Source organism: Halomonas sp. H10-59, from assembly GCF_040070555.1.
Classification (GTDB): Bacteria; Pseudomonadota; Gammaproteobacteria; order Pseudomonadales; family Halomonadaceae; genus Halomonas; species Halomonas litopenaei.
In genome coordinates, this window is record NZ_CP098828.1 from 4,643,213 (window position 1) to 4,657,135 (window position 13,923).

At 65.7% G+C, this 13,923-nt stretch carries 12 protein-coding genes; 6 read left to right on the forward strand and 6 right to left on the reverse strand.

The genetic code is table 11. The features are described 5' to 3' along the window. The first annotated feature begins 26 nt into the window (after positions 1–26). From flhA to ahpF, 5 genes are all read left to right on the forward strand, one after another. Positions 27–2,108, forward strand: a complete 2,082-nt coding sequence (gene flhA / locus NFG57_RS20220) for a flagellar biosynthesis protein FlhA (protein ID WP_348815063.1) — start codon at positions 27–29, stop codon at positions 2,106–2,108. Positions 2,109–2,110: 2 nt separating this feature from the next. Then, a complete protein-coding gene (locus tag NFG57_RS20225) occupies positions 2,111–2,545 on the forward strand; it encodes a flagellar protein FlhE (protein ID WP_348815064.1) in 435 nt (144 codons plus the stop codon). Between the two features lie 22 nt (positions 2,546–2,567). Further along, the gene (locus NFG57_RS20230; RefSeq protein ID WP_108132021.1) at positions 2,568–3,269 is read left to right on the forward strand and encodes an RNA polymerase sigma factor FliA; all 702 of its coding nucleotides are present in this window, start codon (positions 2,568–2,570) and stop codon (positions 3,267–3,269) included. Between the two features lie 221 nt (positions 3,270–3,490). After that, on the forward strand, positions 3,491–4,054 hold the full coding sequence (ahpC, locus tag NFG57_RS20235; RefSeq protein WP_045992348.1) for an alkyl hydroperoxide reductase subunit C: 564 nt from the start codon (positions 3,491–3,493) through the stop codon (positions 4,052–4,054). A gap of 336 nt (positions 4,055–4,390) precedes the next feature. Then, positions 4,391–5,947 (forward strand): alkyl hydroperoxide reductase subunit F, encoded by a 1,557-nt coding sequence (gene ahpF, locus NFG57_RS20240; RefSeq protein WP_108132020.1) that lies wholly within the window; start codon positions 4,391–4,393, stop codon positions 5,945–5,947. 288 nt (positions 5,948–6,235) lie between these two features. Here the strand turns inward: ahpF and NFG57_RS20245 are convergent, their stop codons facing one another. Genes NFG57_RS20245 through dctP form a run of 4 tightly spaced genes read right to left on the reverse strand, consistent with a single transcriptional unit; the run spans position 6,236 to position 9,769 of the window. After that, on the reverse strand, positions 6,236–6,907 hold the full coding sequence (locus NFG57_RS20245; protein ID WP_348815065.1) for an RraA family protein: 672 nt from the start codon (positions 6,905–6,907) through the stop codon (positions 6,236–6,238). A gap of 11 nt (positions 6,908–6,918) precedes the next feature. After that, on the reverse strand, positions 6,919–8,223 hold the full coding sequence (locus tag NFG57_RS20250; protein WP_213231875.1) for a TRAP transporter large permease subunit: 1,305 nt from the start codon (positions 8,221–8,223) through the stop codon (positions 6,919–6,921). A 3-nt stretch (positions 8,224–8,226) separates the two neighbouring features. Beyond that, on the reverse strand, positions 8,227–8,742 hold the full coding sequence (locus NFG57_RS20255; RefSeq protein ID WP_045992344.1) for a TRAP transporter small permease: 516 nt from the start codon (positions 8,740–8,742) through the stop codon (positions 8,227–8,229). A 13-nt stretch (positions 8,743–8,755) separates the two neighbouring features. After that, positions 8,756–9,769, reverse strand: coding sequence for a TRAP transporter substrate-binding protein DctP (gene dctP / locus NFG57_RS20260; protein WP_348815066.1), 1,014 nt, complete (start codon positions 9,767–9,769; stop codon positions 8,756–8,758). A 637-nt stretch (positions 9,770–10,406) separates the two neighbouring features. Between dctP and NFG57_RS20265 the strand changes: the two genes are divergently transcribed. Next, on the forward strand, positions 10,407–11,402 hold the full coding sequence (locus NFG57_RS20265; RefSeq protein ID WP_348815067.1) for a LysR family transcriptional regulator: 996 nt from the start codon (positions 10,407–10,409) through the stop codon (positions 11,400–11,402). A 10-nt stretch (positions 11,403–11,412) separates the two neighbouring features. Here NFG57_RS20265 and NFG57_RS20270 read toward each other — a convergent pair whose 3' ends face one another. Then, positions 11,413–13,131 carry a thiamine pyrophosphate-binding protein gene (locus NFG57_RS20270; protein ID WP_348815068.1) on the reverse strand — a complete coding sequence of 573 codons (1,719 nt, stop codon included), beginning with the start codon at positions 13,129–13,131 and terminating at the stop codon, positions 11,413–11,415. A 39-nt stretch (positions 13,132–13,170) separates the two neighbouring features. Continuing rightward, positions 13,171–13,920: an aldolase/citrate lyase family protein gene (locus NFG57_RS20275; RefSeq protein WP_348815069.1), complete on the reverse strand. Its 750-nt coding sequence runs from the start codon at positions 13,918–13,920 to the stop codon at positions 13,171–13,173. Positions 13,921–13,923: the final 3 nt, after the last annotated feature.

Consider the following 13,923-nt stretch of genomic DNA (forward strand, 5'->3'; position numbering starts at 1 on the left):
ATCGCCAGCCCGGCGGGAGACCACGGATGAAGCCGTTGTCCCAGTACCTGACCCGCCGCGACTGGATGGCCGAGATCCCGATGAAGGTGCTGGCCGGCCCGCTGTTGATCATCATGATCCTGGCGATGATGATCCTGCCGCTGCCGCCCTTCGCCCTGGATGTGCTGTTTACCTTCAACATCGCCCTGGCGGTGATGGTGCTGCTGGTCAGCATGTTCACCGAAAAGCCGCTGGACTTCGCCGCCTTCCCAGCGGTGCTGCTGTTCACCACCCTTCTACGGCTATCGCTCAACGTGGCCTCCACCCGGGTGGTGCTGATGAATGGCCACGAAGGCGGCGACGCCGCCGGCAAGGTCATCGAGGCCTTCGGCCAGTTTCTGGTCGGCGGCAACTTCGCGGTGGGTCTGGTGGTGTTCCTGATCCTGGTGATCATCAACTTCATGGTCATCACCAAGGGCGCCGGGCGCATCGCCGAAGTGGGCGCACGCTTCATGCTCGACGCCATGCCGGGCAAGCAGATGGCCATCGACGCCGACCTCAACGCCGGTCTTATCGGCGAGGAAGACGCCAAGCGACGGCGCGCCGAGGTGGCCCAGGAGGCCGACTTCTACGGTTCCATGGACGGCGCCAGCAAGTTCGTGCGTGGCGACGCCATGGCCGGCCTGATCATCATGGTGGTCAACGTGCTGGGCGGACTGATGATCGGCCTGATGCAGTACGACATGGCCTTCTCCGACGCCGCCCGCACCTACATCCTGCTGACCATCGGCGACGGACTGGTGGCCCAGATCCCGGCGCTGGTGATCTCCACCGCCGCCGGCGTCACGGTGTCCCGGGTCAACACCGATCAGGACGTCGGCCAGCAGATGATCAGCCAGCTGTTCGTCAATCCCAAGGTGCTGATCCTGGCGGCCGGGGTGATGGGCCTGCTGGGCCTGGTGCCGGGCATGCCCAACCTGGTGTTCCTGCTGTTTACCGTGCTGCTTGCGACCCTGGCCTGGTGGCTGACCCGCCAGTCCGAGAAGCGCCTGGTCGAAGAGCAGGAAAGCGCCGCCCCGGCGCCACCCCCGGAAGCCCCGGAGGCGAGCTGGGACGACGTCCAGCTGGTCGATACCCTGGGCCTGGAGGTCGGCCACCGGCTGATTCCGCTGGTCGACGCGCGCCAGCAGGGCGAGCTGCTTGGTCGGATCAAGAGCGTGCGCAAGAAGTTCGCCCAGGAGGTCGGCTTCCTGCCACCGGTGGTGCATATCCGCGACAACCTGGAGCTGGAGGCCTCCACCTACCGGGTCACCCTGAAGGGCGCCGAGATCGGCCGCGCCGAGGCCTGGCCCGGGCGCTGGCTGGCCATCGACCCCGGCCAGGTGTCCGGCGAGCTGGACGGCACCCCGACCCAGGACCCGGCCTTCGGCCTGCCGGCGGTGTGGATCGACGCCAGCCAGCGCGAACGCGCCCAGGTCTACGGCTACACCGTGGTCGACGCCAGCACCGTGGTCGCCACCCACCTGAACCACCTGCTGCACCGCCACGCCTCCGAGATGCTGGGACGCCAGGAGGTGCAGAAGCTGCTCGACAAGCTCAGCGCAGAGCAGAAGTCGCTGGTCGAGGAGGTGGTGCCCAAGGCGCTGTCGCTGACCGCCTTCACCCGGGTGCTGCAGCAGTTGCTGGACGAGGACGTGTCGATCCGTGATCTGCGCACCATCCTCGATACCCTGGCCGAGCACGCACCCCATCAGCAGGACCCCACCGAGCTGACCGCCCTGGTGCGCATCGCGCTCGGCCGCGCCATCACCCAGCAGTGGTTCGCCGGACAGGAATCGCTCAACGTCATCGGCCTCGAGCCCCAGCTCGAACAGGTGCTGCACCAGGCCATGAACGGCAACGGCGCCCTGGAGCCGGGTCTGGCCCAGACCCTGATGGACCAGACCGAGGCGGCGCTGGGCCGCCACGAGGCCACCGGCGAGCCGCCGGTGCTGGTGGTCACCCCGAGCCTGCGCCCGGTGCTGGCACGCTTCCTGCGCCGCCGTCTGCGCCACCTGGTGGTGATGTCCCAGGCCGAGATCCCCGACGACCGCATGCTGCGCGTCACCCATCAGGTCGGGGGGATGTGACCATGCTCCCAGCCTTGATCCTTGCCCGGAGAACCCGGATTACGCCGAGACGCCTGGCGACACTCGCCCTGCTGGCGCTGTGGCTGATCGCCAGCGGCGCCCAGGGCTTCCCCGGTGCCTGGACCGCCAACGCCCCGCGCATGACCGTCGCCTCGAGCCAGCTCGACCAGTCGTCGCGACCGCTGACGCCGCCCTCCGCCAGCGTCGAGGGCGTGATCGAGCGGGTGGTGTGGCGCTATCGCACAGCGCCTAGCGCCCGCCTGCAGGGTCGCCTGTGCCATGGACAGCGCTGCCTGCGCCTGAAGGCCGCCCACGGCAGCACCGAACACTTCGCCGGCCTCGACGCCGCCGGCCCCTTCGTCTTTCGTTTCCGTCTCCTGGATGGTGAGTCGCCGCTCGTTGTCGACGGCATGAGCGTGATCGTCAACCACCGTTGAGGCTGTCCCAGAGGAAAGTGCCATGTACACCGCACAAGGCAGAATGGAGCATCAGTCCCAGCTCGAAGCCTACCTCCCCATGGTGCGTCGCCAGGCCCTGGCGCTGCAGGTCAAGCTGCCCGCCGGGGTCGACCTGGATGACCTGATCCAGGCCGGCATCGTCGGCCTGCTGGAGGCGCTGGGGCGCTTCGATGCAAGCCAGGGCGCCCAGTTCACGACCTTCGCCAGCCAGCGGGTGCGCGGCGCCATGCTCGACGAACTGCGCAGCCGCGACTGGCTGCCGCGCAGCGTACGCCGCCAGGCCCGGGCGCTGGACGAGGCCACCCGCGAGCTGCAGCAGCGCCTCGGCCGCCCCCCGGAGGAACATGAGATCGCCGAGGCGCTGGACATGGACCTGGTCAGCTACAGACGCCTGTTGAGCGACGTCAACAATGGCCAGCTGATGCCCTTCGAGGAATTGCTCGCCGAAGGCAACGAGCATCGCTTCAGTGACCAGATCGGCATGGCGCCGCTGGCCGAACTGCTCGACGGCGAACGCCGCGAGGCGCTGGTCGCCGCCATCGCCGAGCTGCCCGAGCGGGAAAAACTGCTGATGGCGCTCTACTACCAGGAGGAGCTCAACCTCAAGGAGATCGGCGCCGTGCTGGGGGTCAGCGAGTCCCGGGTGTGTCAGATCCATAGCCAGGCGGTGAGCCGACTGCGCGCGCGATTAAGCGAGCACTGAGCCGCTCCGACAACTCAGCGAAGAAAGCAAAAGAAGAAAGCGAAAGAAGAAAACCACTGGCAAAACGGCAGGTTAGAAAGAGCGGCCGACTAGAGGGAACAGCCACCCCATAGCCATCTCTTATCAGGATTATCGGACCATTCAATTTATCCAATTGCTCGTTTCTGCGTAAGGTGAGCCCTGTCTTCAGACAATACACCCATCGCTCAAAGGAGACGGGAATGTCCCTGATCAACACCGAAGTCAAGCCGTTCAAGGCCACCGCTTACCACAACGGCGAGTTCGTCGACGTCTCAAGCGACGACATGAAAGGCCAGTGGAGCATCGTCTTCTTCTACCCGGCCGACTTCACCTTCGTCTGCCCGACCGAGCTTGGTGACCTGGCGGACAACTACGAAGAATTCAAGAAGCTGGGCGTCGAGATCTACAGCGTCTCCACCGACACCCACTTCACCCACAAGGCCTGGCACGACAGCTCCGAGACCATCGGCAAGCTGCAGTTCCCGATGATCGCCGACCCGACCCTGACCATCTCGCGCAACTTCGAGGTGCTGATCGAGGAAGACGGCCTGGCCGAGCGTGGCACCTTCGTCATCGATCCCGAGGGCAAGATCCAGATCGTCGAGATCAACGCCGGCAACATCGGACGCAACGCCGAAGAGCTGCTGCGCAAGGTCAAGGCTGCCCAGTACGTCGCCGCCCACCCCAACGAGGTGTGCCCGGCCAAGTGGAAAGAAGGCGAAGAGACCCTGGCGCCGTCCCTGGACCTCGTCGGCAAGATCTAAGCCTTGTCCGCAAGATCTGGCACTTGTCCGCCAGATCTGACACTTGACCGAAAGTGTCTTGAGCAAGATGTGACTGCGCCAAGGCTGGCTGACTCAGCCTTAGTGTCCCTTGTCGCAGTCACGGCGCCTCGCCAGAGGCGCCCGTCACCCCTGAGGTGACACCCTTTTCCCCACCGGGTCGTTCGTCTCGGTCGTCCTACCAGTCGCTTATGCGAGATCGGGTCCTTCGGCCCGGTGGGGATTCTGCGGCCCAATGATCGGCCAGTTCGCCGATACCGGCACTACGCCCCCGCCGCAGACCACCATTTTCCGATTTTTATCAGGATTGCCGCTGTCATGTTGGACGACTCTCTCAAGCAACAGCTGAAAGCCTATCTCGAACGTGTCACCCGCCCCTTCGAGCTTGTCGCCACCCTCGATGACGGCGACAAGTCCAGGGAGCTCCACGGCCTGCTCAGCGACATCGCCGCGCTCAGCGGCCACATCAGCCTGTCCACCGAAGGCACGGACCCACGCACGCCGTCGTTCGCCCTTTATCGTGATGGCGCCCCCACCGGGGTGGTGTTTGCCGGCATCCCCATGGGTCACGAGTTCACCTCACTGGTACTGGCGCTTCTGCAGGTCGGCGGGCATCCGCCCAAGGCCAGCGCCGAGGTGATCGAACAGATCCAGGCGCTGGACGCGGACATGCACTTCGAGACCTACTTCTCGCTGTCCTGCCAGAACTGCCCGGACGTGGTCCAGGCGCTGAACCTGATGGCCATCCTCAATCCGCGGATCTCCCACGACGCCATCGACGGCGCCCTGTTCCAGGACGAGGTCGAGGCCCGCGAGATCATGTCGGTGCCGAGTGTCTACCTCAACGGCGAACCCTTCGACCAGGGCCGCATGACCCTCGAGCAGATCCTGGCCAAGGTCGACACCGGCGCCGAAAAGCGTGAAGCCGAGAAGATCAGCGCCAAGGAGTCCTTCGAGGTGCTGACCATCGGCGGCGGTCCCGCCGGAGCAGCCGCCTCCATCTATGCCGCGCGCAAGGGTATCCGCACCGGCGTCGCCGCCGAGCGCTTCGGTGGCCAGGTGCTCGACACCATGGCCATCGAGAACTTCATCTCGGTGCAGGAGACCGAAGGGCCCAAGCTTGCCACCGCGCTTGAAGAGCACGTCAAGCAGTACGACGTCGACATCATGAACCTGCAGCGTGCAGAAGCTCTGGTGCCGTCAAGCGAGCCGGGCGGCGAGCACGAGGTGCGCTTCGCCTCCGGCGCCAGCCTGCGCGCCAAGACGCTGATCCTGGCCACCGGCGCCCGCTGGCGCGAGATGAACGTGCCCGGCGAGGCCGAGTACCGCAACCGCGGCGTGGCCTACTGCCCGCACTGCGACGGCCCGCTGTTCAAGGGCAAGCGCGTCGCGGTCATCGGCGGCGGCAATTCCGGCGTCGAGGCGGCCATCGACCTGGCCGGCATCGTCGCCCACGTGACCCTGTTCGAGTTCATGGACGAGCTGCGTGCCGACGCCGTGCTGCAGAAGAAGCTGCGCAGTCTGCCCAACGTCGAGATCATCTCCGGCGCCCGCACCACCGAGATCAACGGCGACGGCAACCGCGTCACCGGCCTGAGCTATGAAGAGCGCGCCAGCGGCGAGCTCAAGCAGGTCGAGCTGGAAGGTGTGTTCGTGCAGATCGGCCTGGTGCCCAACACCGAATGGCTCAAGGACTCGCCGATCGAGCTCTCCGAGCGCGGCGAGATCATCACCGACGCCCATGGCATGACCTCGGTCCCCGGCATCTTCGCCGCCGGCGACGTCACCACCGTGCCCTACAAGCAGATCGTCATCGCCGTGGGGGCAGGTGCCACCGCCGCCCTCGGCGCCTTCGACTACCTGATTCGTCAGTAAGGTCGAGCCCTCGACCACGACAAAGCTGTGTTCCCTGAAGACACCGTCTGGCTTCCCTGGCCGCGGTGTCCACGACCAGGAAGGTCGTGACTAGCCTGCCGCCCTTCGGGGCGGTTTTTTTTGGCTATTGATCACCGTTCACCAGTACGCCGTAGCATCACGATGGTGTGTCACGGCACCCTGCTTGACGACGGTCGACATCACTTCAGCGCATCCCCGACACAGGACACATGCCGCCCCCTTCGGGGCGGTTTTTTTGGTCTGTTGGTCGTGCAGGAGAGACCAATGTCAGTTCGACGGCGTCAGCCGGTTTTCGACCATTGAACTTGCTCCGCTGATGTCCGGAAGGCACTCACCCTGGGCCAGTCGCTCAAGGATGCGTTCTTCCTGGCGCTGTAGTTCCAGGGTGTGGTCGATCACCACGTCGACCTCGGAGGGCGGCAGTACCGCCACGCCGTTCTCGTCGGCCAGCACCACGTCACCGGCGGATACCACCACCCCACCGACGCTGACCGGCAGGTTCATGGCGCCGCCCTGGTCGGCGAGCTTGGTGGTCAGCGACGAGACGCCACGGCTCCACACCGGGAAGCGCTTTGCGCGCAGGGTCGCAAGGTCAGTGGCGGTGCCGTCGATAATCACCCCGGCCAGTCCCAGGTGCGAGCCGACCTCGGTCAGCACCCCGCCCCAGCAGGCGTGACGACGATCGCCCTGGCGATCGATCACCAGCACATCGCCGGGACGCAGAAGGCGCATGGCGTGGTTGAGCAGGGTGCCGTCTCCCGGCGGCAGCGACAGGGTCACGGCGACCCCGGCTACCCGCACCGCGTCGAGCTGGCAGCGGATCTCGGGGTCGATAAAGCCCTCTTCGCGGAAGTGGCCGATGGTGGCGGTCTCGCACTCGAGCAGGCGCTGATGGCGGGCGGGGTCCAGCGGGGCGGGCAGGTCGGCGATGGTGTACACAGCGTTTTTCCTTATATCAGGCTCGGCAGCCAGGTGATCAGTCCCGGCACCCAGTACAGCATCAGCATGCCGAACAGGAAGCACAGCACGATCGGCCAGGCGGCGGCGTAGATGGTCGGCATCGACACCGAGGGTGCCCCGCCCTTGACCGCGAACAGGTTGTAGCCGAACGGCGGGGTCAGACTGCCCACCGCCAGGTTGATCAGAAACAGCGTCCAGAACCACACCGGGTCGAACCCGTAGACCTTGACCAGCGGGGCATAGATCGGGATGACCACCATCATGAAGGCGATCTGGTCGATGAACATGCAGGCGATAAGCGGGATCAGCATCAACAGCAGCAGCATCAGGCCGGTGTCCAGATCCATGGCGGTGGCGGCGGCCACCAGCCCGGAGGTGGCCCCGGTAAAGGACAGAAGCTGACTGAACAGCTTGGAGCAGGCCAGGATGGTGATGATCATGGCGCTGATCGACAGCGACGACAGCAGCGCCTGTCCGGCCATCTTGAGGCTGAACTTGCGGTAGTAGAAGGCCACCAGAATGGCCCCGAGCACGCCGGTGGCAGCGGACTCAGACGGCGTCGCCACCCCCAGCATCATCAGCCCCAGCACCGAGAAGATGATGATCGAGAACGGCGCCATGTTGGCCAGCGCCCGACCGCGCTGGCGCCAGTTGCCACCACCCGAGTCGTCCACCGCCGGCGCCCGTGACGGGTCCAGCATCATGCGCACCACCACGTAGGTCACGAACAACCCGGCCAGGAGCATGCCCGGAATGATGCCTGCGATCAAAAGGCGAGCGATGGAGACGTCGACCATGGAGCCGATGATGATCACCAGAAGGCTCGGCGGGATGATCGGTGCAAGGCCGGCACCGCCGAGGATCAGGCCGATCGACAGACGGTCGTCGTAGCCACGCTGCTGCATCGTCGGCAGCGCCGAACGGCTGAGCATGGCGGTCACCGCCAGGGCCGAGCCCGACAGCGCGCCGAACAGCGTCGACAGGGCTACCACGAAGAAGTACAGGCGGCCCTTGATGCGTCCCATCAGGGTATCGAGGGAATCGAAGATGACGTCGATGGAGCCCGATCGGAACAGCAGCTCCCCCATCAGCACGAACAGCGCGATGGTGGTCAGCGTCTCCGAGGTGACGGTGTCATAGACGCTGTTGGCGAACAGGCCGAAGCCGGCGCTGCCCATCAGCCAGAAGGTGCCGGCCACGTTGATCGCCAAAAAGGCCACGAACACCGGCACGCCGAGGGCGAACAGCCCCATCAGCAGGGCGACGGCCAGGCCCAGGGTGACATACCACTCCATCGTCTACGCCTCCTGCCGTGGACTGTCGCTGGGCCACTCGACGGTGGCGGGCAGCAGCGCGCGCCGCAGAAAGTGCAGCGCGGTATTGGAAAAGCCGTAGCCGATAAAGCTCGACACCCACACCTTGGGGATATCGAGCCCCATGGCGGTGGTGGTGCCGCTGGCCAACTGGCGAAGGCTCTCGCTGATCAGCATCCAGGCCGCCAGTGCACACACCGCCGCGGTCAGCAGCGAGGTAAAGCGCTCGAAGCCCTGCCGCCGGGCGGCGGGCAGGCTGTCCTGCAGCACGCTGATGGCGATGTGCCCACGGGTACGGGCGAGCTCCGGCATGGCCAGGCTGGCCGACAGGCACAGACAGTAGGCGACGATGGAGCTCGACCACAGGGTCGGGGCGTTGAAGAAGTAGCGGGCCACCACTTCGATCCAGAAACACACGACGATGCCACACAGGGTGGCACCGCCGAGGTAGAAGCCGAATCGCGTGAGGCCATCGTGCCAACGGGCAAGGGTAGCCAGCATGGTAGCGATCCGATCAGGGGGTCATGTCGTTGCTTTCGGCGATCTCGCGCATCTTGGCAACCGCCTCCGGCGACTTGTCGAGGCCGAGCTGCCAGATGCCTTCGGTCACCAGCTCGTCGAGACGCTCGGCGTCTTCCGGGGCGAACTCGGTTTCGTGCATGCCGAGCTCCCGCAGGCGCGCCCATTCCTCGACCGCCAGTTCGTCGAGCACCCCGGCGATCTCGCTTTCCAGCGCCTCGCCCTGGGCCAGCAGCACCGACTGCTCCTGCTGGTCGAGGCCATTGAAGGTGTCGAGGTTCATCAGCAGGTAGGTGTAGGTCTGGCCGAAGGTGGGCTTGGAGAAGTAGCCCGCCACCTCGTGCCAGCCAAGATCCTCGACGCCGTTGAGGCCCCAGGCGGCGCCGTCGATGACGTTACGATCCAACGAGGAGTAGACGTCGCCGCTGGACATCAGCACCGGCGTGCCACCCAGGCCCTGGGTCACGTTGGTGTAGGTGGGGCTGCCGCGCAGACGACGTCCCTCGAGGCCCGGCGAGCCTTCGATGGGCTCCTTGAGCACGTACTGGAAACCGCTGGAGCCGAGCGGCGGAATCGCCAGCAGCTTCAGGCCGAGCTCGTTGTAGTGGCTGTCGATGAAGTCCCACAGGCCGGACTCACGGGTCTTGGCGGGATCGACGAAGACACCGTCCATGGCCGCACCGACTCCGGTGGTGTTGGTGTGGTAGGCGCCGTGGGTGTAGAGCAGATCGAACACCCCTACCGAGACCGGCTGCAGCTGTTCGAACGGCGGCACCACGTCGGGGCCATTGAGGCTGATGGAGACCTCGCCGTCGCTGGCGCCCTGGACCTTGTCGATATAGCGCTGGGCGACTTCGCGGGTGTAGGCCGAGGTCAGGTCGTAGCTCGACAGCATGCGCAGATCGGTGGCCTGGGCATCGGGTGACAGCGCCGACAGTGACAGGGCAGACAGCGACAGCGCGGACACGGTCAGGATGGAGCGGGAGAGTCGGGACAGGGAGCGATTCATGGTCTTCCTCGCGTTTATGGTTGTTATCATCCGTGGCCGAGGCGGGATGCGTCCGGCAGAAGGATCTTCGATACCACTTCAATCTAGTCAGGCCGACACACCGGGGTCAATGGAAAGGCACCGATCGAGTTTTTCGATTTTTAATATGTAGAATTTACAGAATTTATACAACAAAATGAAAATATAAAAACCAGAAAAATAAAGAGCACTATCTTGTGAAAAACCTCGTATTAAAGGGCTATTACCTCGAAGTATTTTACGCCAAACATGATGAGACAAAACCCCAATAACGCCTGATAAACCATATAATACAACGACCTATATAAAACACCCTCTTTCGTATAGACGCCCGCCAAGCTCCATCGTCGTTATTGCCACAGGCGACAATTTCGACACCCTATCGGCCACCTTTCAGCAGAAGAACAGCTCTTTCCAGCAAGAAGGGATCGACTCGCCTGGCCGGTTACCCTCGACCAGGCCGAAGCTGGCAGGAGGTAACCCATGCCCGGCAACGGCCGACGGTGTATTCTCTGACAACAGCTTGGCCAACCATACACAGGCCAACACCAGGCGCCCACGGCGAGGACAGATTGTCCCCACGAGCGCCTCTTGCTGACAGAAATGAAAGGAGCCGGTGATGCGGCCGATTCACGACACCCTGGACTGGAACCTGCTGCGGACCTTTATCGTCATCGTGCAGGAAGAGAGCGTGAGCAAGGCGGCGGTGCGCCTGTACCTGTCTCAGCCGGCGGTGAGCCTGTCGCTGAAACGGCTGGAAGAACGGCTTGGCCAGAAGCTGATCGAGCGCGACAGCCATCGCTTTCGGGTGACCCAGGCGGGTCAGCTGGTGTACCGCGAGGCGGTGGATATCTACGCCAATGTGGCACGCCTGGCGGCCTCGGTGGGGGAGTCGGACCCGGAGGTGGCCGGCCACGTCTCGCTGGCCTTTATCACCGGTATCCAGTGTCGCTTTCTCGACAGCGTGCTGGCGGCCTTCCATCGTCGCTATCCGCAGATCACCTTCGAAATCGAGGACATGTCGAGCCAGGAGGTGCAGCACGCCCTGTCACAGCGCCAGAGCGCGCTGGGTATCTGCCTGGCACAGAGCTGCCCGGACAACCTCGACAGCCAGGTGCTGGCGCGCCAGCGCTATCGGCTGTACTGCGGGCGCAGCCACCGCCTGTTCGGCCGCGACAGTCTGCCCATGGAAGAACTCAAGCAGGAGGCCTACGTGTCCTTCGGCAGCGAGCAGCTCGACGGGGTGCTGTCGCCGCTGGCGGTGTTCCGCGCCCAGCACGGCCTCAAGGGCCCGGTGGTGGGGCAGTCCAGTCGTCTGCAGGAGATCCAGCGCATGGTCATGGCCGGCTGGGGTATCGGCTGCCTGCCGGAGCACCTGGTAGCCCGGCAGGTGGCGGACGGCGAGCTGTGGCCGCTGCCGCCCTACGACGGCGTGGCCGATATCGACCTGCACCTGATGTGGCACCACGAAGGCCGCGCCAGCGTGGCGGAGACAACCTTTATCGAGTTCTTCCTCACCAGCATGGCCAAGGTGCCCATGGAGCACCGCCTGACCACCGGTATCGACGTGGCCGACGCCGCCCAGGCACCCCTCGCTTTTGACGATACGCCATAGGGCAGCCTGTTCAACGCGCCAGGGCAGCCTCGCGGATGGCGCTCAGGCGCTTGCCCGGGGCGATGCCGTCGGCCTCGTAGCGCAGTTCGATCAGCGCCGGACGGCGTTCGCGCTCGGCGAAGGCCAGGGCGCGCTCGAAGGCGGCGTCGAAGTCCTCGTCACGCTCGACGATCTCGCCCAGGCCACCGTAGGACTCGACCAGGGTGGTGAAGGCCGGGTTGGTGAAGGTCAGGGCGATCTCGCGGCCGGGGAAGTCGTTTTCCTGGTGGGCGCGGATGGTGCCCCACATGCCGTTGTTGAACAGAAGGATCACCAGGCCGACGTCGTACTGCAGCGCCACGCCCAGCTCCTGCAGGTTCATCTGGAAGCAGCCATCACCGGCGAAGCACACCGCCGGGCGGTCGGGGTGCTCGAGCTTGAACGAGATCGCCGCCGGCAGGCCGTAGCCCATGGAGCCCACCGTCGGCGCCAGCGAGCTGCCGAGCCCAGCAAAGCGCACGTAACGGTGGGCGTACAGCGCATAGTTGCCGGCCCCCACGCTGATGCAGCCCTGGCCATCCAGGCGACGATCGACGCTGGCGGCGACCTTGTCGAGACTCAGCGGCCCCGGGGCCGGCTGGGGCTCAAGCGTCGCCAGGTAGTCGGCGCGCGCGGCGCGGGTCTGGTCGGCCCAGCGCGGTGAGGTGTCCGGCGCCAGTCCGTCCAGCGCGGCGGCGAAGCCCACCACGTCGGCGTTGATGGCAAGCTCGGCATGATAGACCCGGCCCAGCTCTTCGGGATCGGGGTAGACGTGCACCAGCGCCTGGCGCGGGGTCGGCGACTGGATCCACGAGTAGCCTTCACTGGTGGCCTCGCCCATGCGGGTGCCGACGGCGATCAGCAGATCGCTATGCTCAAGCCGCCCGCGCAGGGCGTCGTCCATGGCGAAGCCGACGTGGCCGACAAAGCGCGGATCGCGCTGGTCGAAGCACTCGAGCCGGCGCCAGGCCACCCCCACCGGCAGCTCGAAACGCTCGGCGAAGGCCGCCATCTGGGCCTGAGCCTGTGCCGTCCAGCCGCTGCCACCGATCAGCAGGAAGGGGCGCTCGGCCTCGGCCAGACGCGCCTTGAGCGCCTCGATCTGAGCCGCGCCGGGGTGGGAATGCAGCTTGGCCATGGGCTGGGCGTCGGCCACCTCGGCCTCGCCCCACAGGGTGTCTTCAGGCAACGCCAGCACCACCGGACCGGGACGCCCGCTGGTGGCGACGCGATAGGCCCGGGCGATGTACTCGGGGATACGATCGGTGGCGTCGATCTGGGCGACCCACTTGGCCATGGGGCCGAACATGCGGCGGTAGTCGATCTCCTGAAAGGCCTCGCGCTCGACGAAGTCGTTCCCTACCTGGCCGATGAACAGGATCATCGGGGTCGAGTCCTGAAAGGCGGTATGCACCCCGATGGAGGCGTTGGTCGCCCCCGGTCCACGGGTCACGAAGCAGATGCCCGGCTCGTTGGTCAGCTTGCCGTAGGCCTCGGCCATGTAGGCGGCGCCGCTTTCCTGACGGCAGACGATGGGCTCGATGGCGCCCCGATGCTCGTTGAGGGCGTCGATGCAGGGCAGGTAGCTTTCCCCCGGCACCAGGAAGACCCGGCGGGCGCCGTGGGCGCGCAGCTGGTCCATCAGGATCTGGCCGCCATTACGGCGCGCAAGGGACGTGGTTGGCGAAAGCGTGGAGGCTGGCAGGCTCATGTCAGGGTTCTCGATATCGTTGTTGGTGGTAAAGGCGGTTCAGGCGTCTGTCAGGGCGCGGTGCAGCGGGGCGATCTGTTCGGGCAGCACCACGCAGCGGGCACGAAAGCCCTGCGCCATGGCCCACTTTAGGTCTTGCTCGAAGCCCTCTCGATAAGGCCAGGGGCCGTCGATGGCCAGACACTCGGCCTTGGCGCAGGCGTCGACGAAGCGCTGGCGCCAGGGCGCCAGGACGCTGGCCCGCTCGCCTGGCTCGGCGTCGGCGGCGATGCCCAGGTCACGCGACAGATCGCCACTGCCGAGAAGCGCCGCGCTTACCCTTGGGCTGGCCTTGAGGATCTCCGCTGCGGCGCCCACACCGGCGGCGCTCTCCAGCGTCGGTATCAGCGCGGTACAGCCCTGTTCGAGGCCGACGCGACGCTCTTCGCGGGCCAGCGCCAGGGCCAGCAGCACGATGTCCATGGAGGACTCGACCTGGGGCAGGAAGATGGCCGCCGGTCGTGCCCGCATCAGCGCCGCCAGCTCGCCCTTGCCGCCCTGGGTCAGCGGGTTGATGCGCGCCATGGGAAGCCGCTGGCGCTGCCGGCAGCGCTCGGCGAAGGCGACAAAGTCGTCGCAGGCCTGGCGGCGATCGGCGGCCGGGGTGAACTCCTCCAGGTCGACGATGATGGCCTCGGCGCCGCTGTCCAGCACCTGGTCCAGGCGTGCCGGGTCATGCCCCGGCACGAACAGCCAGCTGCGACACTCGGCCAGGGCCGGGGACGAAGGAGTCGGAATCAAGGACGCCATGGG

Excerpts from the sequence above, each read along its gene's own strand:
- dctP (WP_348815066.1), bottom strand. The coding sequence starts at position 9,769 with ATGAATCGCTCCCTGTCCCGACTCTCCCGCTCCATCCTGACCGTGTCC.
- NFG57_RS20265 (WP_348815067.1), top strand. The coding sequence starts at position 10,407 with ATGCGGCCGATTCACGACACCCTGGACTGGAACCTGCTGCGGACCTTT.
- ahpF (WP_108132020.1), top strand. The coding sequence starts at position 4,391 with ATGTTGGACGACTCTCTCAAGCAACAGCTGAAAGCCTATCTCGAACGT.
- ahpC (WP_045992348.1), top strand. The coding sequence starts at position 3,491 with ATGTCCCTGATCAACACCGAAGTCAAGCCGTTCAAGGCCACCGCTTAC.
- NFG57_RS20275 (WP_348815069.1), bottom strand. The coding sequence starts at position 13,920 with ATGGCGTCCTTGATTCCGACTCCTTCGTCCCCGGCCCTGGCCGAGTGT.
- flhA (WP_348815063.1), top strand. The coding sequence starts at position 27 with ATGAAGCCGTTGTCCCAGTACCTGACCCGCCGCGACTGGATGGCCGAG.
- NFG57_RS20255 (WP_045992344.1), bottom strand. The coding sequence starts at position 8,742 with ATGCTGGCTACCCTTGCCCGTTGGCACGATGGCCTCACGCGATTCGGC.
- NFG57_RS20250 (WP_213231875.1), bottom strand. The coding sequence starts at position 8,223 with ATGGAGTGGTATGTCACCCTGGGCCTGGCCGTCGCCCTGCTGATGGGG.
- NFG57_RS20225 (WP_348815064.1), top strand. The coding sequence starts at position 2,111 with ATGCTCCCAGCCTTGATCCTTGCCCGGAGAACCCGGATTACGCCGAGA.
- NFG57_RS20270 (WP_348815068.1), bottom strand. The coding sequence starts at position 13,131 with ATGAGCCTGCCAGCCTCCACGCTTTCGCCAACCACGTCCCTTGCGCGC.
- NFG57_RS20230 (WP_108132021.1), top strand. The coding sequence starts at position 2,568 with ATGTACACCGCACAAGGCAGAATGGAGCATCAGTCCCAGCTCGAAGCC.